Raw genomic sequence first — 25,787 nt, forward strand, 5'->3', positions numbered from 1 at the left:
ATCGTTATGAGCATACAAGTATCGACTCCGGTTAACCGCCAGTCCGTTATCGCTTTGTCCCAAAGCAAAGGCGAGCCGGCATGGCTTGAAGGAGTAAGAACGAAGGGCGCCGAGCTGGCGGAAACGCTGGAATGGCCGACGCCCGAGAAAGTCCGCATCGCCCGCTGGAACCTGACGGCGACCGGCAGCCATAAACCGCAGGCCGCGATCGCGTCGGCGGCGGAATTGCCGGAAGCGCTGCGCGAGCTGGCCGGGGAATCGCCGGCAGGCCTCGTCGTACAGCGCAACTCGGCGAACGTGCTTCGCCAGCTTTCGCCGGAACTCGCGGCGAAGGGCGTTATTTTCACCGATCTCGAAACGGCGTGCCGCGAGCACGGCGACCTGGTGCAGCAATACCTGTTCCAGGCCGTTCCGCAGGACGAGAACAAGCTGACGGCACTGCAATCGGCGATCTGGAACGGCGGGATCTTCCTGTACGTGCCGAAGAACGTGGAAGTGGAGCTGCCGCTGCAGGCGCTGCTGTACACCGACGACACGGAAGCGACGTTCGCGCCGCGCGTGCTCGTCGTAGCCGATAACCATAGCCGCGTCACGTACGTGGACAATGTGGTAAGCACGTATGGGGAGTCCGCGCAGCCGATCACGAAGCAGTCGATCGTCGAAGCGATCGTGAAGCCGGGCGCGCATGTCCGGTACGCGACGGTCCACAACATGGGCGCCAACCTGATCGACCTGACGATCCGCCGCGCCGTCGTCGAGAACGACGGACGCGTCGAATGGATCATCGGCGACCTGCACGACGGCCACACGCTGTCCGATACGCAATCGCTGCTGCAAGGCAAAGGCTCCACGTCGGACGCCAAAGTGATCAGCATCGGTTCGAAATCGCAGCAAATGAGCTTGACGACGGGCGCCGTCCACTTCGGGCGCAACACGGAGAGCGACATGGTTACCCGCGCGGTCATGAAGGACCAGGCGACGGCGATCATCAACGGCGTGACGAAGATCGAGAAGGGCGCGACGAAGTCGAACGGCCAGCAAACCGAGAAGGTGCTCATGCTGAGCCCGAAAGCGCGCGGCGACGCCAACCCGATTCTGCTGATCGACGAGGACGACGTCAAAGCCGGCCACGCGGCGAGCGTAGGCCAAGTGAACCCCGAGCAAGTCTATTACCTGATGTCCCGCGGCATTTCGAAAAAGGATGCGGAGCGCTTAATTATTTACGGATTCCTGGCTCCTGTCGTGTCGGAAATTCCGATCGAACCGGTACGGGAACAGCTCCAGCGTCTGCTGGAAAGGAAGCTTGAAGGATGAACGTGCAAGCGATCAGAGAGCAATTTCCGATCCTGCATCAAACGATAAACGGGCATCCGCTCGTTTATCTGGACAGCGCGGCGACTTCCCAGAAGCCGCGCTCCGTCATTGATGCGGTCGCCCGCTATTACGAGCATGACAACGCCAACGTGCACCGCGGGGTTCATACCCTCGGCTCGCGCGCCACGGACGCCTACGAAGGAGCTCGCGAGAAGACGGCGAAGTTCCTGAACGCGGCCAGCCCGCAGGAGATTATTTTCACCCGCGGCACGACGACGGCGCTCAATCTGGTGGCGTCGAGCTACGGAAGAGCCGTCTGCGGCGAAGGCGACGAGATCGTCATCACCCAGATGGAGCATCACTCGAACTTCATTCCGTGGCAGCAGGTGGCCAAAGCGACCGGCGCCGCGCTCAAATTCATACCGCTTCAGAAGGACGGCTCCATCCGCTTGGAGGACGTCGAAGCGACGATCACCGACCGGACGAAAATCGTCTCGGTCATGTATGTTTCCAACGTGCTCGGCGTCGTCAATCCGATCAAGGAAATTACGGCGATCGCGCATAAGCACGGCGCGAAGATGGTTGTCGACGGGGCGCAGAGCACGCCGCATATGAAAGTCGACGTCCGCGATCTCGACTGCGACTTCTACGCGTTCTCCGGCCACAAGATGTGCGCGCCGACGGGCATCGGCGCCCTGTACGGGAAGAAGGCGCTGCTCGAAGCGATGGAGCCGATCGAATTCGGCGGCGAGATGATCGACCACGTCGATCTGTACGAGTCGACCTGGAAGGAGCTGCCTTGGAAATTCGAAGGCGGCACGCCGATTATCGCGGGCGCCGTCGGACTCGGAGCGGCGATCGATTTCCTGAACGAAGTCGGCCTGGACGAGATCGAGAAGCATGAACATAAGCTCGCGTCCTACGCCTACGACCGGCTCAGCACGATCGATGGTATTTCGATCTTCGGCCCGGCCCGGAACCGCGTCGGACTCGTGACGTTCACGCTGGACGACGTGCATCCGCATGACGTGGCCACGGTGCTGGATACGAAAGGCATTGCCGTCCGCGCCGGACATCATTGCTGCCAGCCGCTGATGCGTTACTTGAATGTTTCTTCTACGGCTAGAGCAAGCTTTTATCTATACAATACCGAAGAGGACGTTGATCGGCTTATTGACGGGCTCTTGCAGACAAAGGAGTTCTTCGGTTATGGAATTGGATGATCTGTACCGCAGGGTGATCATGGATCACTACAAGAACCCGCGCAACCGCGGCACGCTGGACGAGGATTCGCTGACGGTCAACCTGAACAATCCGACTTGCGGCGACCGCATCACGCTGCAGCTGCAGGTGGAAGACGGCATCGTGAAGCAGGCGAAATTCACCGGCGAGGGCTGCTCCATCAGCATGTCCTCGGCTTCCATGATGACGGAGGCCGTCACCGGCAAGACGACGGAGGAAGCGCTGGCGCTGGCATCGAAATTTTCATCCTTCATCAAAGGCGAAATTACCGAATTCGAAGAGCTGGAGGATATCGAGGCGCTGTCCGGCGTCACGAAATTCCCGGCCCGGATCAAATGCGCGACGCTCGGCTGGAATGCGCTGCGCAAAGGCATCGAGCATCAGCAGCAATAACGATCGCGCGACAAGCGTCCGCTGCGTTAAGGCGAGGCGGGGCGCTTGGAACGCGTTGCATAGCATGATCGCATAACATGACCGGCCGCGGCTGTCGCGGGCGGCAAGGTGCAAGCAAGAAGGAAGAAACAAGAAAGAAGCAAGAAAGAAGGAGGCTGTTAACGATGGCGAAGCAAATGCCAGATTTGGAAGAGTATAAGTATGGCTTTCGCGACGAGCATAAGGCGATTTTCGAATCCGGCAAAGGATTGACGCCGGAAGTCGTGCGCACGATTTCGGAAATTAAAGGCGAGCCGGAGTGGATGCTGGAGTTCCGCCTCAAGGCGCTCGAGCAGTTCAACAAAATGCCGATGCCGAAATGGGGCGGCAACATGGACGATCTGGATTTCGACGATATCCAGTACTACGTCCGTCCGTCCGAGAAGCAAGGCAAGACGTGGGAAGAGGTTCCGACGGAGATCAAGGAAACGTTCGACAAGCTCGGCATTCCGGAAGCGGAACAGAAGTTCCTCGCCGGCGTATCGGCGCAGTACGAATCCGAGGTCGTCTACCACAGCATGCAGGAAGATCTGGAGAAGCAAGGCGTCATCTTCACGGATACCGACACCGCGCTTCGCGAATATCCGGAGATTTTCAAGAAATACTTCGGCACGATCATTCCTCCGGCCGACAATAAATTCGCTGCGCTCAACAGCGCGGTATGGTCCGGCGGCAGCTTCATCTACGTGCCGAAAGGCGTCAAATGCGAAATTCCGCTGCAGGCGTACTTCCGGATCAACTCCGAGAACATGGGTCAATTCGAGCGTACGCTCATCGTGGCCGACGAAGACAGCTTCGTGCACTACGTCGAAGGCTGTACGGCTCCGATCTACAGCACGAACTCGCTGCACAGCGCGGTCGTTGAAATTCTCGTGCTGAAGAACGCGCGCTGCCGCTACACGACGATCCAGAACTGGGCGCCGAACATCTACAACCTCGTTACGAAACGCGCGGTTGCGGAAGAGAACGCGACGATGGAGTGGGTCGACGGCAACATCGGCTCCAAGCTGACGATGAAATACCCGGCCGTCGTGCTGAAAGGCCGCGGCGCGAAAGGCATGGTACTGTCCATCGCCGTAGCGGGCAAAGGCCAGCACCAGGACGCCGGCGCGAAAATGACGCATCTGGCGCCGGACACGACGTCGACGATCGTCTCCAAATCGATCAGCAAGCACGGCGGCAAAGTCACGTACCGCGGCTTGGCATCGTTCGGACGCAATTCCGAAGGCTCGAAGGCGAACATCAAATGCGATACGCTCATTCTCGATAACCAATCGACGTCGGATACGATTCCGTACAACGAAATCATGAACGACAACATTACGCTCGAGCATGAAGCGACGGTATCCAAAGTGTCCGAGGATCAACTGTTCTACCTGATGAGCCGCGGCCTGACGGAAGCGGAAGCGACGCAGATGATCGTCATGGGCTTCATCGAGCCGTTCACGAAAGAACTGCCGATGGAATACGCGGTCGAGATGAACCGTCTCATCAAGTTCGAGATGGAAGGCTCGATCGGCTAATACAGGTTTTGCCGAGGCTGTACGCGGCAAATAACCGCAAGCACAAAAAAACTCCGGAACGGGCTTCGATGGAAGCCGGGTTCCGGAGTTTTCGTTGTGGCCCGATGATTATCAATCGGAGCATGCGATACTCGCTCAAGCTTGTCAGACTTACATATATACATGCATAATTTGCAGCTGGCGCTCGACGGAGAGGTCGACGAATCGGTCGTCGATGCGAATGAGCGGACAGAAGAACTCCGTTGCATGCGTCATGATGATCGTGCCGACCTCGCCGTTCTCGAGCTCTACCTGCTTGCCGATGAAATTCGGGATCATATGCTTGATGAACGTATGGGTCGTATGGGCGTCCAGCTCCGAGAAGCTCATCCGGTGCAATTCCTTCAGGACGTACAGCAGATCGCGTTTCTTCTGGTACACGCGGGACGAGATCATGGCGCTGTACACGTCGGCGACGGCAATGATTTTGGAGACGGGATGCATGTCCTCGCCCGTCAATCGGTTCGGGTATCCGCTGCCGTCGACCCGTTCGTGATGCTCGAGCGCTACGATGGACGCCAGCGATTCGCCGAAAGATTCCGTAATGATCTGATGGCCGTAGATCGTATGCAGCTTGATGGATTCGTATTCCTCCGAGGACAGCTTGTCCGGTTTGTTCAGGATGCCTTCCTGGATCCGGCACTTGCCGATGTCATGGAGGAAGCCGGCCTGTCCGATCTTCACCGCTTCCTCTTCGCCGTAATCCAGCCAGGAGGCCAGGAAGTACGCCAGCATGCCTACTTGCACGGAGTGTTGGTAGGTATAGTCGTCCTTGGTATTCAGCAGGAGCAGCATCGATACGACGTCGCGCTCCATGCGGAAGTTGTCGACCAGCGGCTGGAACGTTTGGACGACGTCGTCTTCGTCGATTTTGCCATTCTGGAACGCTTCCAGAAACAGCTGCTCGCAGCCGTTGATGGCGTCTTGATAGATAGGCTCGACGGCCGGCAGCCATCTGGGACTGATACCGGACTCAATGGTGCGGAATGGGACCTCGGTCGTATCCGCATGCCTGGCATCAACATCGACATAGTCGATTTGATGCCGGAGAAGCGTGGCGATTTCTTTCTCCTTCAGCTGGGTGCCTTTGGACAGGACATGCAGTCCGTATGTATTGAAGGTATCGTTGCTGAGCTTGTCGCCTTCGATAAGCTCCGTCACATGAATTCGCATAATCCACCTCTTAAGCGGCTAGAAGTTAGTGTCAAGCGTTCGCTAATCACAGCAATAATACTCAAATATGGCAAAATGCTCCTACTAAAAGCGTAGTACTAATTACCTTATCGGCAAATGTTTGCCATATGTTAAGAATTGATTAACGAATCTTGGATTAACTTTTATATGCCGGCGATCGGATTCCAGGGCCCTTGCTGATGTCCTTTCCATTCGGAACCGTCTTCCCATATTTCGCGCTTCCAGATCGGCGCGATTTGTTTCAGCCGCTCGATGGCATACCGGCTCGCTTCGTAACAGCCTTCGCGATGAGGCGAGGATACGGCGATGACAACGCTGATCTCGGCAACGTCCACGACGCCGATCCGGTGCCAGATGGCGCATTCCGTCCCGGGCCACTGCGCGGCGATTTCGTCGCCGATCTGCTGCAGCGTCTTGACGGCCATGGGCACGTACGCTTCATATTCCAGCCGGACGGTGCGCTGGCCCTGCGTCCATTCGCGGGTCGTGCCCGTGAATGTGATCGTCGCGCCGTTATTCGGGACGATGACGAGCGCGGTGACGGCATCGACCGACAGCGGCTCAGCCGTAACGCGGTACTTCTGTGCCGTCGGCGCGGCCTCGGACGATTCCTGCAAGCGGGCGTCCTCGCCGCCGGAGACGGGCGGCAGCAGCGCCAGCTCATCCTCGGCGCGGAGCGTTTCGCCGTCGGCGGCATAAGCTTGATTGCGGGCCATGAAGGAGGCCGCAATGAGCGGGGCATGTGCCGGATACCGCTCGGCAAGCGCTTCTTTCAACCGCTGCACGGTCAGTTCGTCCTGCGGGAGTTCAAGGCTGACGGCGGGCGCTCCGAAGCGCTCGGATAGGCCGGCAAACAGCTGGATGGTCCACTTCACGGTCATGTCATACTACCTCTCGTGTTCATAGTTAATGGTCTCCATAGCATACCATATCGGGTTCAAAAATGTTATGCTAGAGGCAGATACGGAAGAGACGTAAAGGAGTACGGGCCATGTCAGCATTAACGGATCGATTCGGACGCGAGCACGACTATTTGCGCATTTCCGTTACGGACAGATGCAATCTGCGTTGTCTGTATTGCATGCCGGAGGAAGGCGTCAAATTCGAGCCAGCCGAAAATTTACTCAGCTATGATCACATAACCGAGGTCGTGCGCACCGCCGCGGGACTTGGCATAACGAAGCTGCGGATCACCGGCGGGGAGCCGCTGGTCAGGCCGGGTTTGGCCGGATTGGTGAGCGAACTCGCCGGCATTCCCGGCATCCGGGATATCGCCTTGACGACGAACGGCGTGCTGCTCGCGGAGCAGGCGGAGGAGCTGCGCGCGGCAGGATTGAAACGGGTCAATATCAGCCTGGATACGCTCGACCCGGCCCGGTTCCGGTTCATCGCCCGGCGCGGGGATCTCCAGCGCGTCCTGCAGGGCATTGAAGCCGCCGCCGCCGCGGGCTTCGCGCCGATTAAATTGAATTGCGTGCTGCTGAAAGGCGTCAACGAAGACGAAATCGCTTCCTTTCTGGAGATGGCGGTCACGCGGCCGCTGCATGTTCGTTTCATCGAATATATGCCGATCGGCCACGCGGACGAGAATTGGCGGAACCACTATTTGCCGTTATCGCGGGTCTTGGACATCGCGCGGGAGAATAAGCTGGAAGTGGAACCGATGCGGGACGTGCCCGGCAACGGCCCTTCCGACGATTACCGGATCAAGGGCGGGATCGGCACCTTCGGGTTGATCCATCCGATCAGCGATCAGTTTTGCACGCGCTGCAACCGGCTGCGGCTGACGGCCGACGGCAATCTTCAGCCATGCTTGTATTGGGTGGATGAACTGAACGTCAAGCCGGCGCTCGGCAATCCGGCGGCGCTCGAGAGCCTGTTCATGCGCGCGCTGCAGATCAAGCCGCGCAATCACGAGATGGCGGCGAAGCTGGCGAACGAGACGCTGTCGCATGAGCCGACGGCGCGCCGGATGTCGCAAATCGGCGGCTGATGAAGCAAGCGCAGGGAGAGGAGACGGCTATGTCGCAGCAACGCATTACGATAATTGACTTCGGCGGAGAGCCGGTAACGACGGCGCCGGAGGAGATGGCACGCTTGGCGGGTCGCGCATTCCCGCTTGGCGAGCGCATCGCGGGCGGAACCGGAGAGGCGTTCGATTTCGGCGCATGGTTCGCCAATTGGCGAAACCGGCAGGGAAGCGGCCCCGAGGCGCCGCTGCCGACCCATTTGAAGGTCGAGGCCGCGGATTCATTCGAAGCGCTGATTCCATGGGAGCAGCTGGGGGACGCAGCGGTCTTGTTCGCGCAGGGCAATGCGCCGCTGGCGAAGAACGGGCCGATCCGGCTCTACGTGCCGAACGGCTCGAGCGATTGCTTGAATGTGAAGCGCGTCGTGACGATGCGGTTCTTGCATGATGAAGCGAGACGCGGAGAAGCAGCGTTCGGATTCAAACAGACTTTCTCAGCGGACGAGATGCGCATCAAGCGTTAACCCGGTCCGCGCAACGGGAGGCAGGCATGAAGGAGAAGGCAATGGAAGCGCCCCGCGTCGTGCTGCTTCACAGCAACGATATGCACAGCAGGCTGGAGCAGTCGGCCAAGATGGCGGCTTATATCGAAGAAGCCCGGCGTACGTACGGCAGCGATCATGTATTGACCTTGGATATCGGCGATCATATGGACCGCATGCGGGTCGAGACGGAAGGCAGCGACGGCATGGTCAATATCGATTTGCTCAATGCGGCCGGCTATGACGCCGTGACGCTCGGCAACAACGAAGGCTTGACCTTTACGCCGGAGCAGCTTGATGCCGCATTCGGCGAACGGGCGGCATTCAGAACCGTATGCGCGAACCTCGCCAGGACCGCGGACGGCATGCGGCCCTCCTGGATGGAGCCGTATGCCATTGTCGAGAAGGCGGGCCTTCGGATCGGCATTATCGGCGTCACGGCAGCTTTCGCCGAGTTCTACGCGCTGCTGGGCTGGGAAGCGACCGATCCGCTCGAAGCGGTTCGGGCGCAGCTGGCGCGCGTCCGGCCGGAAGCCGATATCGTCGTCGTGCTGTCGCATCTCGGTTTGAGGCTTGATCGTCACATGGCGGAACAGCTGCCGGGCATCGACCTCATATTGGGCGGGCATACCCATCATCTCTTGGAGCAGCCGGAGATTATCGGCGGGACGCATGTGTGCGCGACCGGCAAATTCGGCGAATTCGCCGGGCGGATCGATATCCGGCTGGAAGCCGGAACGAGCCGGCCGGTATTCGACGTGGAAGTCGTTCCGCTGGCCGCATACGCCGAAGAGCCGCGCGCCGGTGCCATCATCGAAGGCAGTCTGGCGGAAAGCAGGCAGCGGCTCGGGCGCGTCATTACGGTGCTGGACGCCCCGCTGCCCGCGCTGAACGAGCGGGAATCGCCGCTCGGCAATTTATTGGCCGCGGGCCTTCGCCGCTGGACAGGCTCCGACATCGGCATCGTGAACACGGGGCAGCTGCTGGGCGGGCTTGCGTCCGGCGAAGTGACGGCAGGCGATCTGCACGCGCTATGCCCGTCGCCGATCAATCCTTGCCGGATGCGGCTCTCCGGCGCGGACATCCGCCGCAGCCTTGAAGAAGCGCTGCTGGACGGCTTCATCGACATGCCGATCCGCGGCTTCGGCTTCCGCGGTTTCGTGCTGGGAACCCTTGCCGTGGACGGGCTCGATATCCGGTACGATCCGGAACGGCCGCCTTACGCCCGCATCGTCTCCGTGGAAGCGGACGGGCGGGAATTGGAGGATGAACGGCACTATTCGGTTGGGACGATCGACATGTTTACGTTCGGCGTCGGCTATGAGAGAATCAAGAACGGCACGGAGATCGCCTTTTTCCTGCCGGAGTTCATTCGCAACGTGCTGGAGCGGGAGCTTCGCAGCCCGGAGGCGGTTGCCGGCAGCTTCAGGCTGCGCTGGACGACCGGATAGCAGCGGGCAGCGCGATAACAATCGCCGCTCCAAGACGTCTATCTTAAGGGACGGCGGCATTCATAGGCATGTTTCATTTCGTAGAAGGCAAGTTATTGCAGGAGGTTCCAATGGGAGACATTATTCATGCGGTTATTATTGGTATTGTGGAAGGCTTGACCGAGTTTCTGCCCGTATCTTCATCGGGCCATATGATTCTGACGAATAAGCTGCTCGGAATCGCATCGGACGATCAAGCGATCGTCACGTTCGAAATCATTATCCAGCTGGCGGCGATTCTGGCCATGGCGATCGTCTACAGGCAGCGGATCGCGGATTTGTTCGGCTTGTCGCGCAAGCCGGTATCGCTCGGAACGATCGCGCCCGGCGGACGGGCTTCCTCGCGGAAGAAGCTGAATCTGATCCATGTCGCGCTCGGCATCGTGCCGGCGATGCTCCTCGCCTATGTGCTCAGGGACGTCATTAAAGGCGAAGGCTTCAACCAGGCGCCGGTGCTGTTCTCGCTCGTCGTCGGCGGCATTTACATGATCGTGGCGGAGCGGCTGAACAATTCGGGACGCATCCCCGTCACGGCGGAGACGATGGACGACATCTCGTACCGCCAAGCGTTCTCGATCGGCTTGCTGCAATGCTTGTCGCTATGGCCGGGATTCTCGCGCTCCGGTTCCACGATCGCGGGCGGCATGCTGACAGGAACGAGCTACAGGGCGGCTGCCGATTTCTCGTTCCTTATGGCAATCCCGATCATGGTCGTCGCTTCCGGCTACGAGATGCTCGACAGCTACAAATACATTACAGGCGACAATTTATCGTTTTTCATCGTCGGCTTCATCGTATCGTTCGTCGTGGCGTGGCTCGTCATCGTGCTGTTCCTGAAGTTTATCCAGAAAGTCAAGCTGACGCATTTTGCGATTTACCGGTTTATTTTGGCGGCGCTGTTCTGGGTATTCGTCATGAGATAGAAGATTTTGTCGACATTTGCCGAATCTGTTCTTGCTCTTTTCCTATAAATCCCTTACATTAACATTACGAGGTTGAAAGCTGACTTTAGTAGGAATTTAGAAGCAAGGCAGGGGTCGACCGTATGCGATTATTGCCCATTCAAATGTGTCAGCCAGGCATGAGGCTCGCGAAGAAGATCTATTCCGAGGATGGTCTCGTACTGCTTGGCGCGGACGTTGAACTCAATCAGAAGCTGATTTCCCGCTTGTTTGATTGCGGCATTCATTATGTATATATCCAGGATCCTCGAACGGCCGATCTGGTCGTGCCCGAGCTCATCAGCGAAGAAACGCGGCATCGCGCGCTGTCCGAAATCCGCACGAACTTTCGCGACCTGATGGACAGGCCGAACCGCAAGGCAGGGGTCACGTATCCTTACATCGGCAAATCGTTTCGACAAATCATGGGCATGGTCATCGACGATCTGACCGGGCAGAAGGATGCCATGGTGATGCTGATGAATATGGGCATTGTCGACAACTATCTGTTTACGCATTCGCTGAACGTATCGGTCTACACGACCGTGCTCGGCATCGCGTACGGATATAGCCAGGACGAGCTGATGACGCTCGGTCTCGGCGCGCTGCTGCACGATATCGGCAAGACGCAGATCAGCGTCAATATACTGAAGAAGCATTCGGATTTGACCCGCGAGGAATACGAGGAAATGAAGCGCCATGCCGAGCGGGGCTACTATCTGCTCAAGGACGAGCCGAATATTCCGCTCGTGGCCGCGCATTGCGCGTTCCAGCATCATGAGCGGCTGGACGGCAGCGGGTACCCGCGCGGCATCAAAGGCGATCAGATTCACGAATACGCGAAATGGATCGGCATCGTCGACTCGTACGACGCGATGACGACGACGCGCGTGTACCGCGACCCGATGCTGCCGCACGAAGCCGTGGAATCGCTGTACGCGGGAACCGGGACGCTTTACGAGCAGCGCATGCTGCAAATATTCCGCGACAAAGTCGCTATCTATCCGCTCGGCATTACCGTGCGGCTCTCGACCGGCGAATCCGGCGTGGTCGTGGATATCAATTCGTCCTGCCCTCATCGCCCTGTCGTCCGGGTGCTGAGCGACGAGTACGGCGTAGAACTGAAAGCCCCGTACGAGGTGGATTTGTCGAACAACCTCACGACGATGATCGTAAGCGTCAACGAACGAGCGGCGGTGCCCGAGGCGGCAGGCTCGTCCTAAGCGCGGAACCCGGCCCACATTCGAATACGTCATCTTATGGAGCCGAGCCGGCTCCTTTTGTTTTGTTGCGCCGCGCCCGAGACTGCGCCCGGCTGCGGCGCCGGGAGAGGCCGGCGGGGCATGGCGCCTTCGAATCGTTTGCATCCATCGACTATGGACATTACAATAGATACAAGCCACGCAGAATGCTTCGTTATTATGAAAAGTCAGGTGCTGAATGTTATGTTAAACGCAAGACCATTGCCATTTACGCTCAAGGACGATCCCTGGGATCCGATATTCTCGCTGCGCCGTCACGGCCGCCACCGGCTGACAAGCGTCGAAATGACGCTGTCCAATCTATGCAACATGCGCTGCGAGCATTGCGCCGTCGGCGATACGCTCGTGCTCGCGGAACCCGAGAAGCTGCCGCTTGACATGATGCTGCGCAGGCTGGAGGAAGTCGAAGAGCTGCGGACGATCAGCATTACCGGCGGGGAACCGACCTTCGCCGAGCGCACGGTCAAGGAATATATCATTCCGCTGCTTCAATATGCGCGAAGCCGGGGAATTTATTCTCAGATCAACTCCAATATTACGCTCGATTACAGCCGGTATGAAGCGATCGCGCCTTACCTGGACGTCATGCATATTTCATTCAACTACACGTCGGCGGACGACTTCCACGAGATCGGCTTCGCCAAGAGCGGCCATCCGGTGCCGAAGGCGGTCGCCGCGCGCATGTACGAGCGGATGATGGATAACGCGAGACGGCTCGGCGAAGGCGGCCTGTTCGTGTCGGCGGAATCGATGATCAATTTCCGCACGCATCGCAAAATGCCGGAGATCCATCGGCTCATCGCCGAGATGGGCTGCCGCCGTCACGAGGTGCATCCGATGTACCCGAGCGCGTTCGCGGCGGATCTGCCGGTCATTACGCCCGCGCAAATGCGCGATGCGGTGACGGATCTGTTGAATCGCCGCGATCCGTCCCTGTGGATGCTGTTCGGGACGCTGCCGTTCTACGGCTGCAGCGACGACGCGGCGGACCGGGCGCTGCTGCAGCGGCTCGCGAACGAACCGCATGTCACGGTCCGCAACGATCCCGACGGCCGCAACCGGCTGAACGTGAATTTGTTCACGGGAGACGTGTTCGTCACGGACTTCTCCGACGTGCCGGCGTTCGGCAATATCCGAGGCAGCCGCTTGGACGAACTGTTCGAACGGTGGCTGGCTCATCCGCTTGCGAAGAGCGTCGATTGTCATTGTCCTGCCGCAGCTTGCTGCGGCCCGAACCTGCTCGTGAAAGAGATGTACTACCGGGACGTGGATTTCGGTTCGCGCAGCGCGATCGTGTAGGAGCCATAAACTAGAGAGATAGAGAGCGGCCGCAACGCCGCTTGAGAGGAGCGGGAACTGCCCTTGCATGACTTCGAATTCGGCAAGATCTTTTGGAATTTATGTATCGTTCTCTTGCTGGTATTGCTCAATGGTTTCTTCGTCGCCGCGGAATTTTCGCTCGTTAAGGTCAGGCAATCGCGTCTGACCCAGCTGGCCAACGAAGGCAATAAGCGGGCCAAGTACGCGCTCAAGGTCAACGGCAAGCTGGACGCGTACTTGTCCGCGACCCAGCTTGGCATTACGCTTGCCTCGCTCGGGCTCGGCTGGGTGGGGGAGCCGGCCGTCTCGGATTTGATCGTGGAGCCGCTGTTCCACGCGCTCGGTCTCGGCAACGGGACGGCGATGCACACCGTTTCCGTCGTTATCGGGTTTCTGGCCATCACGTTCCTGCATATCGTGCTGGGGGAGCTCGCGCCCAAATCGCTGGCCATTCAGAAATCCGAAGGCACGTCGTTATGGGCTTCCATGCCGCTCCTGTATTTCTATCGTATCTTCCTGCCGGCGATCTGGCTCTTGAACGGATCGGCGAACGGCTTGCTGCGGTTGTTCGGCGTACAGCCGGCGAGCGAACATGATTCGGCCCATACGGAGGAAGAAATCCGCATCCTGATGGATCAGAGCGCCCGAAGCGGCATCATCGACAAAGACGAGATGAAGCTGTTCGACAATATTTTCGAGTTCTCCGACCGGCTGGCAAGGGAAGTCATGCTCCCGCGGACGGATATGGACTGCCTGTACGCGAACCTGACGTTCGAGGAGAACATGAAGATCGTCTATGCGACGAAGCATACGCGCTATCCCGTATGCGTCGAGGATAAAGACCAATTGGTCGGATTCGTACATATTACCGATCTGCTGACGGCGGATCCGGATGAAGAACATAGCGTAACGAAGTTTCTGCGCCCGATTCTGAACGTTCCGGAATCGATGGAAGTGAGCCATGTGCTCAAACTGATGCAGCGCAAGCATTCGCAGCTGGCGATCGTCGTCGACGAATACGGCGGAACGGCCGGCATGCTGACGACCGAGTTGATCCTCGAGGAAATCGTCGGAGACATTCGCGATGAATTCGACACGGAACAGCCGGATATTATCGTCAAAGGCGACGTCACATCCGTGGAAGGACGCATGCTGATCGAAGAGATCAACGATATGTTCAGTCTGGATATCGAAGACGAAGACGTGGATACGATCGGCGGCTGGCTCTTCTCGCGCCTGGAAGGCAATCCGGAGAAGGGCAAGCAGGTCGAATTTGACGGCTACGTCTTCGAAGTGGCGGAGAGCGAGCCGCTGCGGGTGCTGCGGGTATTCATCTATCGCAGCCCGCATGTCGAGGAAGCGCCGGTCGAACAGCCCGTGTCAGACGAATAATGTCGCATACGAACGGCAAGCATACTTGATTTACGCGGACCCGTGCCATATGGCGCGGGTTCTTTGTCGTTTCGTGCCGCGCAGCTTCATTCCCCGGGAAATGAAGAAATCGGGAAATAACGAAAGGCCAAGCAAGATCAACGGACCGGCGGCATAGGTATAGGAGTGGCAGTCTAGGCACGACAATCCTACTTAAGGAGGGGAACGAAGTTGAACGCTGTAAAACCGACGCGTGACTGGTATCCCTTTGTGGGCCCTTTCGACCCATGTCCACCTAAATACGTGAAGACGTATTACGTTCCGCCGAATCAGTTTATCCCGTTTCAACCGATGAACTTGCCGCAGTTCCCGCTTGCGGACGCGCTGAGGCTGGGCACTCTATGGCCGGCCCTGTACTCGCCATATGAATCGAAATGCACGCCGAGGGGGCCTGGGCAGGGTGAATAATCAATTGGACGAACAGTACTATCGCCAGCTGCTCGAGCTGCAGCAGCTTGATTTTGGCCTAGTCGAGCTTACGCTGTACCTCGATACCCATCCGAACGATCTGCAGGCGCTGCAGCAATTTAATCAATTGGCCCAACAGCGTCAGCAATGCGCCCATCAGTTCGAAATGCAGTACGGCCCGCTGATGCAGTTCGGACACAGCTTCTCCAAGTATCCCTGGCAGTGGATCGAAACGCCGTGGCCTTGGCAGGTGTAACGTAATCGGACAGCCGAAGGAGGTGGACTGCACGTGTGGATTTATGAGAAGAAGCTCCAATATCCCGTGCGCGTCAGCAAATGCGACCCGCGGGTAGCCAGATACTTGGTGGAGCAGTACGGCGGCGCGGACGGCGAGCTGTCCGCTGCGCTCCGTTATCTGAACCAGCGGTACAGCATACCGGATAAAGTCGTCGGGCTGCTGACGGACATCGGCACGGAAGAATTCGCCCATCTGGAAATGATCGCGACGATGATTTACAAGCTGACGAAGGACGCCACGCCGCAGCAGCTGGAAGCGGCCGGCCTCGGTCCGCATTATGCGAATCACGACAACGCGCTGTTTTACAACAACGCCTCCGGCGTGCCTTGGACGGCCGCGTACATCGCGGCGAAGGGCGATCCGCTCGCCGACCTGTACGAGGACATCGCCGCGGAGGAGAAGGCGCGCGCGACATACCAGTGGATCATCGACATGACCGACGACGTCGATTTGCAGGACGGCCTCAAGTTTCTGCGGGAGCGGGAAATCGTCCATGCGATGCGCTTCAAGGAAGCGGTCGAGATCATCAAGGCGGACCGCGAGACGAAGAAAGTGTTCTGAGCATGTCCAAACGTTCAAGCGGCCACAGTTATCGAAATGACCGAAAATGACTGAAATGCCCGAAGCGGCCGCTTAGGCCGGGCGGGAACTCATACACGAAGGAAGCCGGACCGATCGCGGATCCGGCTTTTTGGCATTCGGCGCGGAATTTGCGCGGTTCGCAGCCGCCGAATCGGGACTATTTGTGCCGATTGCGGGAAAAGGGTGAAACTTTCGATAAGATTCGAGCGTTAAGTAGATATCCGGTATCCGGATGGAAACGATAGGAGGCAAAATTGTGCGTACGAAGATTTCCGCCGGGACGGCCGGCGCGGCGACTGCCGGCCGTCCAGCGCAACGAAAAAGAAAAGCGATCCGTAAACCCGCCCGCAGACGTTCGAGAAGGTGGCTGCGCGCGATCGCCGCCGTATTCGGCGTCGTGCTGCTGCTTGCGACATGCGGGGGCATCTGGCTGTTCCTGACGCCTTCCGGCACGAATTTCCGTTATTTGATGGCGGATACGATCATTACGACCCAGCATCGCAAATGGGCGAAATATATTATTGGACAAGAAGCGCTCGACTCGCGCGTGCAAGCGTATCAGAAGAAATTCGACGCGATGGGCGAGGAGCGGGACACGCATGTCATTCATTCCGGTACGGGATCATCCGACCCGTCCGCCGGAAGCGGGACGGCAGCCGACTCGCAGAATAAGCCGTTGGTCGAGGTCGAGTCCATCTCCGGGCACGGCTACAGCGGCTACGTGATGACGGTCAACGATCCGACCAAAATACGGATTGCCGTTCCCGATAAGCCCGGCAGGGGCGAGCGGGTGACCAGCATGGTGAAGCGGACCGGAGCCATTGCCGGGGTGAACGGCGGCGGCTTCGCCGATCCGAACTGGGAAGGGAACGGCTTCCAGCCGATCGGCATCGTCATGTCCGGCGGCAAGCTGTTTTACAGCGATTTGGGCAAATCGAAATCGACGCAGGTCGTCGGGATTGACGGCAGCGGTAAAATGGTCGCCGGGCGGTACACGCTCGGCGAGCTGAAGCAGATGGGCGTGAAGGAAGCGGTCACGTTCCAGCCGCGCATCATCGTGAACGGCAAAGGGCTGATCAAGAACGCCGCCGACGGCTGGGGCATCGCGCCGCGAACCGCTATGGGGCAGCGCGAAGACGGCGCGATCCTGTTCGTCGTCATCGACGGCCGGCAGCCGGGTCACAGCATCGGGGCGAATTTGTACGATGTCCAGCAAATATTGCTGGAGCGCGGGGCGGTTATTGCCGCCAACCTGGACGGCGGCTCGTCGACGGTGCTCGTCAAGGACGGCGAAGTGCTCAATAAGCCGTCCACGAAGAGCAGCGAAGGCCGTTATTTGCCGACGGCGTTCCTCGTGTTCGAGCATCCGGAGCAGGCCGACATCCGCAACGTGTGGGAAGGCTTGAAGCCGAGCGATATCGATCCGGGCAAGTGGTGACCGGTTCGGAAGGAACAAGTTCGTAGACTCCCGCATATCCGCGGCGGCCGCTGCCGCCAAGGCTTTGTGCCGTTTAACAGTTGCGCCCTGGACTTCATTTCCATTATCATTAAGGGCAGTACATCAAGATAAAGGAGTCATGGGCATGCACAACAACGAACGGCTTCCTAAGCCGGAGGCGCTTATTTTCGATATGGACGGTACTTTGTTCGAGACGGACACTCTGCTAATCGGGGTGCATGAGCGGATATTCGCGACGCTGCGCGCGGAAGGGCTGTACATGCAGCCGACGCCGCCGGTCGAGAAACTGCTCGGCTGCCTCGGCATGCTGCTGGAAGATATATGGCGGAGCGTTATGCCGGACGGCTCGGAAGCGGCTCAGCGCCGGGCGGACGAGCTTATGCTGGAATACGAGGTCGAAGGGCTGGAGCAAGGCCAAGGCGAACTGTATCCGCATGTCGCGGAGACGCTCGCCGCGCTCAAGGCGCAAGGCTTCAAGCTGTTCGTGGCCAGCAACGGGCTGGAACGGTATGTCAAAGAGGTGGCCCGATACAAGGGGATCGCGCCGTTCTTCGACGGCTTGTACAGCGCGGGCGAATACGGCACGGCCTCGAAGGTGCAGCTCGTGGAGAAGCTGCTCAAGGATCATGGCATCTCGTCGGCCTGGATGATCGGCGACCGCTCGTCCGACGTGGAAGCGGGCAGGAAGAACGGCCTTCAGGTCGTCGGCTGCGCGTACGCCGTCTACGGACGCAAGGAAGAGCTGAACGGCGCGGATGCGCTGATCGGGGATTTCCGCGAGCTGCCGGCGCTCTTGCCGGAACAATAAGCAAGGGCGCGAAGGCCGGTGCGCTTTCAGCGGCATGATGCGATACGCAATCGGCCCTGGGCGAATACATTCATAAGACAACGGCAGCATCCCGGCTTGCGCGTAACCGCGCAGGCCGGAATGCTGCCGTTGTGTCGTTCTTATAGGCCGTCAGCCCTTCGCGTAAGGGATGCCGATCACTAGACGTTCGCCGTTCGTGCTCGGCATGCCGTCACCGTTCCTCGAACCGGGCGATGTAGTCGCGCCATGCTTCCTTCCGCATATCGCCCGCGCCCGCAGCGTCGCCGAACGGATCGTGCCGGGCATCGTGGCGCCAATCGTAACGCGCTTCGCTCTCGGCGGCCGCTTTCGACTTATCCTTCCGCTGCGTCTTCTGCTCATACAGCCACACCGCGTACTCCAGCGGGCGGATAATGGCTTGACGGTACGTCTCGCGTTCGCCCGCCTGGATGAACACCTCGCGCGACGGCTTGGGATTGACCTCCAGCAGCCAGATTTGGCCTTTGCGATCGATCGCCAGGTCGAGTGCGAGCTCGCATAAGCGGCCGTAAGAGCGTTCCAGATGGGCGGCGATATCGACGCCGAGCTCTTCGGCCTTCCGTTTGACGGCCGCCGCGGTCTCCTCGTTCTTGATCCAGTCGGCGAGCAGCGTCCTCATCTTGATCGCCTGGCCGCCGCCGTGCAAATTGGACGTGATGCTGCCGCTCGCGCCGATCCGGCCCGCGCAGCCCGTCACTTCCCATTCGCCGCTGCGGTTCTTCTGCACCAGCATCCGGTAATCGTGCACGCGGCCGCTCGGCAATTTCAGTTGGATGCCCTGCTGCACCAAGTAACGGTTCTCGCGCAAGTTCCATTTCGTCAAGCGGCTGTGAATGCCCGTCAAGCCGACCCGCTGCGGGCTGATGATCCGCCGGGCCTGATCGCGTCCTTGAATCAGATAGCTGCCGCTCTGCTCCTTCTCGATCCGCAGAATGCCGCGTCCGCCGGTGCCGTTAATCGGTTTCAGGTAGACGAGCGGGAATTTCCGGATCAGCTCCGTCAGGTCGCTCTGCCCTTCGTAGTATTTCGTAAGCGGCAGATGAGGCCTGAACTTCTCCTCGCGGCTTAGCGTCTTGTACACCGTCCATTTGTTCCGCAGCACGCGGTTCAGAAACGTCAAATGGCCGTACTTCCGGCGAAACTGCCCGAGCTGTACGAACCGCTGGCTCTTCTGAATCCGGCAGCGGTCATAAATCATATGGGGAAAGGAGCGCCACTTGCGGCTCCAGGTTTTCGTAGTCGGATCGAACATATGCGCGTTGATGCGGTTATGCGTGTAATTGACGTCGGCCGGCGTGAAGACGAAAATCTCGAGTCCGAGGGTTTTGCCGGCGGCCGTCATCCGTTCGTAAATCGGTTTCTCTTCCATCAGACCGCGGTCATTGAGATACAGGGTTAAAATGCCGAGCACCGGCTGACCCATAGTGTCTCCTCCTAAAAGTTTTGCGAGCATGTAGCGGCCGGGTTACCGGCAAGATACGCAAAACTCGCATCGGAAGCATACGCTTAAGTTTTGCGAGCATGTCGCGGCCGGGTTACCGGCAAGATACGCAAAACTCGCATCGGAAGCATAAGCTTAAGTTTGGCGAGCGATACGCGTTAGCGTTCGAACCGAAGGGTCGGCTTGCCGGTAGGTCCGGTATGGAGGCTGACCGCCTTCATGCCCGCCCGGAAGCACATATTCATGCTCGAAGGATTGTCGGCGGCGACGCTGCACGCGAGGCGGCCAAGCTTGCGGTGAAGCGCCCGAAGCAGCAGACTGCCGACGCCCTGGCCGCGGAACGCCGGCGAAACGACGACGAAGCAGGCGCGCTCGCCGCCGTCTTCCGCGTAAGCGACCGCCGCCAGCTTGCCGTCATGGAGCGCGACCGCGACCGCCGCTCCGGGTTCGGACCCCCGGCTTGCGGCTAATCGCGCGGCGCGCAGATCGTTAAGCGCGGCCAATCCGGCGAGGGTAAGGCGGCTGTCGCCGTACCGGTACAGAAATCGGGTGATGCGTTCCTTGGCGGACGACCATTGAGACGGCGACAGCAGCTTTACCTGCATGAGCATTCCCTCCCTCGCTATTTGTCCCTTGCCTTCAACAAATAGCTGCTATATTGAAAGATCCGTTCCAGCGACCGTTTGCGAATGTCCGGCTCGTCGAATTTCATCGGCTTGGCGTTGGCTTCGAAGAACCAGACCTGCCCGGACTGGTCGATGCCGAGGTCCATCGACATTTCGGCCAGCTTGCGCCTCGAGCCGCGCTCGATTTGGCGGGCGATCGTGAGCGCCGTCGTGCGGGCCTTTGTAAGAAGTTTATTAGCTTCGTCTTGGCCAAATACGCCGACAAGCAGTTTCTCGGGATCTTCGATGCTGCCGCCGCGCGGCACATGCGTCGTGATGCTCATGGAGCCGGCGAGCCGCGCGCCGATACCGGAAATATCCCATTGGCCGCGATTGTTCTTCTGAATCAGCGCGCGCAGGTCGAACGAGCGGTCGTTGTAGGCGGCCAGTCGAATGCCCTGCTGCGCGATGTAGCGCTCGCCGCTGCTTTCCTTCTTGATGCGGCTCCACAACTTGACGATGGAACCGCAGTTGTAGGTGGTGCTCCCTTTATTGCCTTGAATTTTGAGCCGGTAAGGAAGTACCTTCTCGGGCTCCAGCTGAATCGTCATGATCCCTTTGCCGGCTTTGCCGCTGACCGGTTTCAGATAGAGAAATTTGTGCCGCGCCATCATCTTGCCGAGTCCGCTCACCGTCAGCAGCCGGCTCGTGGCCGGAATGAACGGCCGCGTCGTCTGCGATTCGCGCAGCCACTTGAACAGGCTCCACTTGTTGAAGAACTTCGGATTGAAGATCTGCACGCGCGGATGCTTGATGCAGGCGGCGATCTTCCGCCTGACGAGCGGCTGCAGCTCATCCTCGCGGAGCGGGATGCGGTTATAGATCAGGTCCGGAAAAGGGAACTTCTGCAGCTGCCAGCTGTTCGAACCGGTGTCGAACGTGTAGCCGTTCAACATTTTGCGGTTCAGGAGCAGCTGTTTGACCGTGACGACGTAAACGAGAAATCCGTGTTCCTTGCCGGCGGCGATGATGTCGGCGAAGTTCTCGCGGTTGCCGCGGAACAGCTGCAGCTCATCCTCGATCGTCAGAACGGCGAGGACGGGCTGCTTTGTTTTGGCTTGAACGGTCGCTTCCGCCGTATCCTCATGAATGACGAACGCCATCATTCCGTCCCTCCCTGCTCCTTGAACTTGCTTAAGAACAGGCAGTGCTCCAGGATGTGCGCCATGGAGTCGCGGCCTTGCGAGCGGAGGGACGGATGGCTGAAGATCGACCGGCCCGGCTTCGCGTTCGCTTCGAACATCCAGATATCGCCGTCCTTGTCGATGCCGATATCGAGCCCGAGCTCGCCGAGCGTATGCGGAAAATTGCGCTCGATCGCCTGGGAGAGCTTAATGGAGACCGCTTTGGCCTTCTCCAGCATTTCGTCGGCCTTGTCGCCGAACGCCCGGCCGAGCGCCTGTTCCGGCGTCAGCAGCTGGCCGCCGTTCTTGATATGGGTCGTGACGCTGCCGCGGCCCGCCTTCTTCGCGCCGATGCCGACCGGCACCCATTCGTTATTGCCGTTCTTGTGCATATGGAAACGGAAGTCGATCGGGCAGCCGTCGATTTCGATCAAGCGCACGCCCTGCTGGCTGACGTAGCGGCCGAGACCGCTGCCGTGGCGCGTCTCCAGCATGCGCATCAGGCTGTTGAAGTTCGTAAAGCGCAGCAGCACGTTCGTGTTGCCGCGGCGGTACCTGGCGAAGTAGCCGCGCTTCGGATGGTACGTCAGCCGGTAAATGCCGATGCCGAGGCTGCCTGCCGTCGGCTTGAAGTAGATGAACTGATGCTTCTCCAGCATTTCCTTGATTTTGTCCGAACGCGGGTTGTTGACGGATTCCGGCAGGTGCTCGAGCGCTTCCACGTCGCGGTCCAGCAGCTTATAGACGTCGGACTTATTGAAGAAGCTCCAATTGAAGAACGGCACGCCTTTCTTGACGAAGCGCTCGCGCATGGACATGATCGAGGCCGTCGTTTCCGCGTAACGGCTGGGCAGGCGGTTGTATACGACGTCGGGCAGCGGGACGACTTTGCGGTACCAGCTGCCCGAGCTGTTCAGGAAGTAGCCGTTGACCGTCTCTTTCGTCCAATTCACGTCCCTCGGCGTAAAGGCGAATACATAGGCTTTGCGCTCGCCCATGCGGATCAGCTGACGGATATACGCCGAGCGGGAGCCGAACGGGGATCCGCCGTTGCGGCTGCCGTCGGTAAGCACGCCGATCAAGGGTCCGAGCTGGACGGCGTTCTCTTCGCCTTGGACGAACGAGATGCTGCCGGTTTTCGGAACCTTGATCGTTTGGCGGACGGCGGCGGAAAGGTAGAGATGGTTGCCTTGCCGGTTGATCGGCTTTACCGCCGCCGTGACGCTTTCATGCCCAAATTTCAAATTGATCGTTTTCTTGCCGGTCATTTTGAGGGATCGTAGGAGTGAGCCCGACAGGAAGACGATGCGTTCGCTTGAGGGTGAGAAGTGTACATGACAAGATGTCAAACTCATGGATGAACCTCCTGGATGTATCTCCTTTGAATTCGGGTGGACGGGAATGCGGGCTGCTTGCCGGCGGCCAGCAGCTTCGCGTAATCAAGCGGGCGGCGGACGGCCAGCCCGGCGGCAAGGACGTCGCCGTCGAACGATTGGCGCCCCGGCTTCGCGTTCGCTTCGAGCAGCCATAAGCGGCCGTCCGGTTCGATGCCGAAATCGAGGCCGAGCTCGGCGAAGCGGCCGAAGCGCGCCTCCAGACAGGCGGCGGAAATTTCGCTGACGCCGCGGATATCCGCCAGCAGCTTCCCTGCGGCCGCTTCGCCGAAGCGGGCGCTCAGCGCGGCGGCCGCAGGGACGGCGGAACCGCCGCCGTGCAAGTTGGCCGTCACGCTGCCTTGACCGCCCCGGCGTACCGCGGCCCCCGTGAACGACCAGCGTCCGCGGCCGTCCTTCTGGATGAGCGCGCGCACGTCGAAGGAGCGGCCTTCGTCGTCGGTCAGCTGCAGACAAGGCTGCACGAGATACGGGGCCGCGGACGCGAAGCGGCCGACCCAGCCGCAGAGGGCGGCCCATTCGCCATTACGGAATCCTCTGGAGAACGGCCGGTTATGCCGGTCCCTGCCGTCGATTTGCCAGCCGTCCGCGAGCGGCAGCAGGCGAAGCGCGCCTTTGCCGTGCGAGCCGGCGGACGGTTTCAGGAACAGGCCCTTCGGCGCGTGTGCAAGCAGCTCCGCGAGCTGTCTTGCGCCTTCATAGCGCCGGGTGTCGGGCAGCTGCCGCGTCAGCGCCGGATCGTGCCGCATGGCGTCGTAGACGTCAAGCTTGCCGGGAAGGGAGCCGTTCAACGGCACGTAACGTTTGCGCTGCATCAAGCGCCGCAGCGCTTCCTTCGCATGACGGGCCTGCGCGGCGGAGACGGGCAGCGCGCGGTCGTACACGACATCGGGCAGCGGGAACCGCCCCGCCCGCCACTCGCCTTCCGCGAGCCGAAACCCGCGCATCCAGCCCTCGGCCGCTGCCGCGGCCTGCGAGGCATAAAACAAAAACACGAGCATGCCGATCGATTGCCCGTACGCGCAAAGGCGGCGGCAGAAGGATTCCTCCGGCATGACGAGGGGGGAACGTTCGCTCTCGCTCTCGCCGGAGCCGTCCGGCTGCCGCTGGCTGATCATAATGCCGAGGATGCCGGATGGTGCTGGTTCAGCCATATCCGTGCCCTCCTAACAGTTTTGTGCGAAGCCTGTTGCCCGTTACCGGCATTGAAAGCAATACGACTTCGAAAGCGTATTCTTGGTTAGAATTCGGCCAAATGCCGTGCGTAACGAACCATATTGCGGACGGAGGGACGGATTTTCTGATCCGGCAGCGGCGTGTTGTCGTTCTTCGACGGTTTGGAGTTCACTTCGAGCAGCCAGACCCGCCCGCTCGTGTCGAGCGCAAGATCGATGCCAAGCTCGCCGAAATGCGCCGGTATGAACGTGTCGACGCCGTGCGCGATATCGAGCGCGGCCCGCTGCAGCTTGCCGGGCGCTTCATGGCTGTTCGCGCCGGACAGATTGGAACGGCCGACGGCTTCGCGCACGGTGCTCAGCGTGCCGCCCCGCGCCAGATTGGAGACGAAGTGATGGCTCCCCGCGGTACGGGCGACGATCGACGTAAGCACCCACTTGCCGGTTTCGTTCTTCTGCACGAGCGCCCGGAAATCGACCGGACGGCCCATGATGTCGATCAAATTGAGGCCTTGCTGAATTTGGTAGCGGACGGTTTTCATTTTGCCGGAGATGGAGCCGTACAGCTTGAGCAGACTGCTGAAATAATGCCTGCGCGTACCCCCGACAGTTGCATACTGTGCAGAATACGCATCCGCATCCAGCTTGGTGATGCGAATGATGCCTTTGCCTAGACTGCCGCGGACCGGCTTCAGGAAGACGGTATGGTACCGGCCGCACATCGACTTGAGCATCGGGAAGTTCTTCAGCACATGCGATTCCGGCAAATACTTGGTGAGCGCCGGGTCTTTGGCCAGCGCTTCGAACACTTCGGGCTTATCGAGAAACTTCTCGTTGAATACCGTGCTCTTGTGGCGAAGCTTCACTTCCTGGATGAACTCCTGCACGTTGGGGCGGTTCTCCAGCTTGCGCGACGTGAGCCGGTTGTTGACGACGTCCGGCGAAGGCAGATACGTCTTGCGCCAGCCGCCGTCCGCGTACACCCAGCCCTCGACGGTATTGAAATTGCCTTTCAGGTGAAGCGGCGTAAAGAAATAAACATGGGCGCCCTGCGCTTGACAGGCGTCCACCAACTCTTTGCAGAACATCGTAATGGAGCCGAAAGGACGCTCCTTGCGCTCCGGGTCATCGCGGCTGATCAGCACGCCGATGAGCGGCCCGAACGCAAGCACGGCCTCCTCGGGCCGATAACGGATGCGAAGCGTGGTATTGCCCAGCAGCCCCATTTTACGCGCGAGACTCTGTCCGATCCGCATGCCGTCGAACCGTTCGACGGGCACGACTTTCACGTACTGGCGCATCGCCCCGAATTTAAGCGTCACCGGCTGACCTTGCGGGATTTTCCATTGTCTCAAATAAGCGTCGCCGAGCATGATGGCATCATCCGGCAGCATGCCGGGACTGATGACCTGAACGGCGACTTTCGTTTTCAGCATCGACGGATCTCCTTCCATGCCGGAGATGATGACGTTTGGGCCAGGGTCCATAGGGTTTTGACACGAATTAGTTCATCATATGAGGACATCTATCCCTTGGTGATTGGCGGACAGCATCCGATTTCATAGAAATATCCCGTTCGCGCGCCCAAACTGCCGTACTTCCGGGACGCGCTTTCTGCTAAAATGGAACCAGACAAGCTGCACGCAAACGAGAGATAAGGAGTGACCGCCGTGACGGCCGATGGAAAAGCGCCCG

Annotated in this window: 24 protein-coding genes; 16 read left to right on the forward strand and 8 right to left on the reverse strand. The window is 59.4% G+C overall.

The genetic code is table 11. The features are described from left to right. Positions 1–6 precede the first annotated feature (6 nt). The 4 genes from sufD (at position 7) to sufB (ending at position 4,511) form a co-directional block, all read left to right on the forward strand. On the forward strand, positions 7–1,314 hold the full coding sequence (sufD, locus tag GXP70_RS09195) for a Fe-S cluster assembly protein SufD (RefSeq protein WP_162356160.1): 1,308 nt from the start codon (positions 7–9) through the stop codon (positions 1,312–1,314). Next, positions 1,311–2,537: a cysteine desulfurase gene (locus GXP70_RS09200; RefSeq protein WP_162356161.1), complete on the forward strand. Its 1,227-nt coding sequence runs from the start codon at positions 1,311–1,313 to the stop codon at positions 2,535–2,537. The genes sufD and GXP70_RS09200 overlap by 4 nt, the downstream gene beginning before the upstream one ends. Then, positions 2,524–2,949 (forward strand): Fe-S cluster assembly sulfur transfer protein SufU, encoded by a 426-nt coding sequence (sufU, locus tag GXP70_RS09205; protein WP_162356162.1) that lies wholly within the window; start codon positions 2,524–2,526, stop codon positions 2,947–2,949. Before GXP70_RS09200 ends, sufU begins: the two co-directional genes overlap by 14 nt. A gap of 164 nt (positions 2,950–3,113) precedes the next feature. Then, the gene (sufB, locus tag GXP70_RS09210) at positions 3,114–4,511 is read left to right on the forward strand and encodes a Fe-S cluster assembly protein SufB (protein WP_162356163.1); all 1,398 of its coding nucleotides are present in this window, start codon (positions 3,114–3,116) and stop codon (positions 4,509–4,511) included. A gap of 150 nt (positions 4,512–4,661) precedes the next feature. Here the strand turns inward: sufB and GXP70_RS09215 are convergent, their stop codons facing one another. Both GXP70_RS09215 and GXP70_RS09220 read right to left on the reverse strand, forming a co-directional pair. Then, positions 4,662–5,723: an HD-GYP domain-containing protein gene (locus GXP70_RS09215; protein ID WP_162356164.1), complete on the reverse strand. Its 1,062-nt coding sequence runs from the start codon at positions 5,721–5,723 to the stop codon at positions 4,662–4,664. 164 nt (positions 5,724–5,887) lie between these two features. After that, positions 5,888–6,625 carry a molybdenum cofactor biosynthesis protein gene (locus tag GXP70_RS09220; RefSeq protein WP_162356165.1) on the reverse strand — a complete coding sequence of 246 codons (738 nt, stop codon included), beginning with the start codon at positions 6,623–6,625 and terminating at the stop codon, positions 5,888–5,890. 110 nt (positions 6,626–6,735) lie between these two features. On the opposite strand from GXP70_RS09220, the gene moaA reads away from it, so the two are divergent. From moaA to GXP70_RS09280, 12 genes are all read left to right on the forward strand, one after another. Continuing rightward, complete coding sequence (gene moaA, locus GXP70_RS09225; protein ID WP_162356166.1) at positions 6,736–7,737, forward strand: GTP 3',8-cyclase MoaA; 1,002 nt, start codon at positions 6,736–6,738, stop codon at positions 7,735–7,737. Positions 7,738–7,766: 29 nt separating this feature from the next. Then, positions 7,767–8,237, forward strand: coding sequence for a hypothetical protein (locus tag GXP70_RS09230; protein ID WP_225442734.1), 471 nt, complete (start codon positions 7,767–7,769; stop codon positions 8,235–8,237). Between the two features lie 26 nt (positions 8,238–8,263). Beyond that, a complete protein-coding gene (locus GXP70_RS09235; protein WP_162356167.1) occupies positions 8,264–9,706 on the forward strand; it encodes a bifunctional metallophosphatase/5'-nucleotidase in 1,443 nt (480 codons plus the stop codon). Positions 9,707–9,816: 110 nt separating this feature from the next. After that, positions 9,817–10,668: an undecaprenyl-diphosphate phosphatase gene (locus tag GXP70_RS09240; protein ID WP_162356168.1), complete on the forward strand. Its 852-nt coding sequence runs from the start codon at positions 9,817–9,819 to the stop codon at positions 10,666–10,668. A 122-nt stretch (positions 10,669–10,790) separates the two neighbouring features. Next, complete coding sequence (locus tag GXP70_RS09245; RefSeq protein ID WP_162356169.1) at positions 10,791–11,909, forward strand: HD-GYP domain-containing protein; 1,119 nt, start codon at positions 10,791–10,793, stop codon at positions 11,907–11,909. Positions 11,910–12,131: 222 nt separating this feature from the next. Then, the gene (gene yfkAB, locus GXP70_RS09250) at positions 12,132–13,247 is read left to right on the forward strand and encodes a radical SAM/CxCxxxxC motif protein YfkAB (RefSeq protein ID WP_162356170.1); all 1,116 of its coding nucleotides are present in this window, start codon (positions 12,132–12,134) and stop codon (positions 13,245–13,247) included. A 63-nt stretch (positions 13,248–13,310) separates the two neighbouring features. Continuing rightward, positions 13,311–14,660, forward strand: a complete 1,350-nt coding sequence (locus GXP70_RS09255) for a hemolysin family protein (RefSeq protein WP_404822325.1) — start codon at positions 13,311–13,313, stop codon at positions 14,658–14,660. A 210-nt stretch (positions 14,661–14,870) separates the two neighbouring features. Further along, on the forward strand, positions 14,871–15,107 hold the full coding sequence (locus GXP70_RS09260; RefSeq protein WP_162356171.1) for a spore coat associated protein CotJA: 237 nt from the start codon (positions 14,871–14,873) through the stop codon (positions 15,105–15,107). After that, positions 15,064–15,363 (forward strand): spore coat protein CotJB, encoded by a 300-nt coding sequence (locus GXP70_RS09265; RefSeq protein WP_162356172.1) that lies wholly within the window; start codon positions 15,064–15,066, stop codon positions 15,361–15,363. The genes GXP70_RS09260 and GXP70_RS09265 overlap by 44 nt, the downstream gene beginning before the upstream one ends. Before the next feature lie 33 nt (positions 15,364–15,396). Next, positions 15,397–15,966: a manganese catalase family protein gene (locus GXP70_RS09270; protein ID WP_162356173.1), complete on the forward strand. Its 570-nt coding sequence runs from the start codon at positions 15,397–15,399 to the stop codon at positions 15,964–15,966. 277 nt (positions 15,967–16,243) lie between these two features. Further along, positions 16,244–17,425 (forward strand): phosphodiester glycosidase family protein, encoded by a 1,182-nt coding sequence (locus GXP70_RS09275; RefSeq protein ID WP_225442735.1) that lies wholly within the window; start codon positions 16,244–16,246, stop codon positions 17,423–17,425. 145 nt (positions 17,426–17,570) lie between these two features. Then, entirely contained in the window at positions 17,571–18,254 is a 684-nt protein-coding gene (locus GXP70_RS09280) for an HAD family hydrolase (RefSeq protein WP_162356175.1), read from the forward strand. Between the two features lie 211 nt (positions 18,255–18,465). Here GXP70_RS09280 and GXP70_RS09285 read toward each other — a convergent pair whose 3' ends face one another. The 6 genes from GXP70_RS09285 to GXP70_RS09310 all read right to left on the reverse strand — a co-directional run bounded on the left by GXP70_RS09285 (position 18,466) and on the right by GXP70_RS09310 (position 25,528). Continuing rightward, positions 18,466–19,716, reverse strand: a complete 1,251-nt coding sequence (locus GXP70_RS09285) for a YheC/YheD family endospore coat-associated protein (RefSeq protein ID WP_162356176.1) — start codon at positions 19,714–19,716, stop codon at positions 18,466–18,468. 176 nt (positions 19,717–19,892) lie between these two features. Continuing rightward, on the reverse strand, positions 19,893–20,339 hold the full coding sequence (locus GXP70_RS09290) for a GNAT family N-acetyltransferase (RefSeq protein WP_162356177.1): 447 nt from the start codon (positions 20,337–20,339) through the stop codon (positions 19,893–19,895). 17 nt (positions 20,340–20,356) lie between these two features. Next, complete coding sequence (locus GXP70_RS09295) at positions 20,357–21,502, reverse strand: YheC/YheD family endospore coat-associated protein (protein WP_162356178.1); 1,146 nt, start codon at positions 21,500–21,502, stop codon at positions 20,357–20,359. Beyond that, complete coding sequence (locus tag GXP70_RS09300; protein WP_162356179.1) at positions 21,502–22,878, reverse strand: YheC/YheD family endospore coat-associated protein; 1,377 nt, start codon at positions 22,876–22,878, stop codon at positions 21,502–21,504. Before GXP70_RS09300 ends, GXP70_RS09295 begins: the two co-directional genes overlap by 1 nt. Continuing rightward, complete coding sequence (locus tag GXP70_RS09305) at positions 22,875–24,071, reverse strand: YheC/YheD family endospore coat-associated protein (protein ID WP_162356180.1); 1,197 nt, start codon at positions 24,069–24,071, stop codon at positions 22,875–22,877. Before GXP70_RS09305 ends, GXP70_RS09300 begins: the two co-directional genes overlap by 4 nt. Before the next feature lie 86 nt (positions 24,072–24,157). Next, on the reverse strand, positions 24,158–25,528 hold the full coding sequence (locus GXP70_RS09310) for a YheC/YheD family endospore coat-associated protein (RefSeq protein WP_162356181.1): 1,371 nt from the start codon (positions 25,526–25,528) through the stop codon (positions 24,158–24,160). Positions 25,529–25,787 lie beyond the last annotated feature (259 nt).

This window comes from Paenibacillus lycopersici, assembly GCF_010119935.1.
In the GTDB taxonomy this organism is placed as follows: Bacteria; Bacillota; Bacilli; order Paenibacillales; family Paenibacillaceae; genus Paenibacillus_Z; species Paenibacillus_Z lycopersici.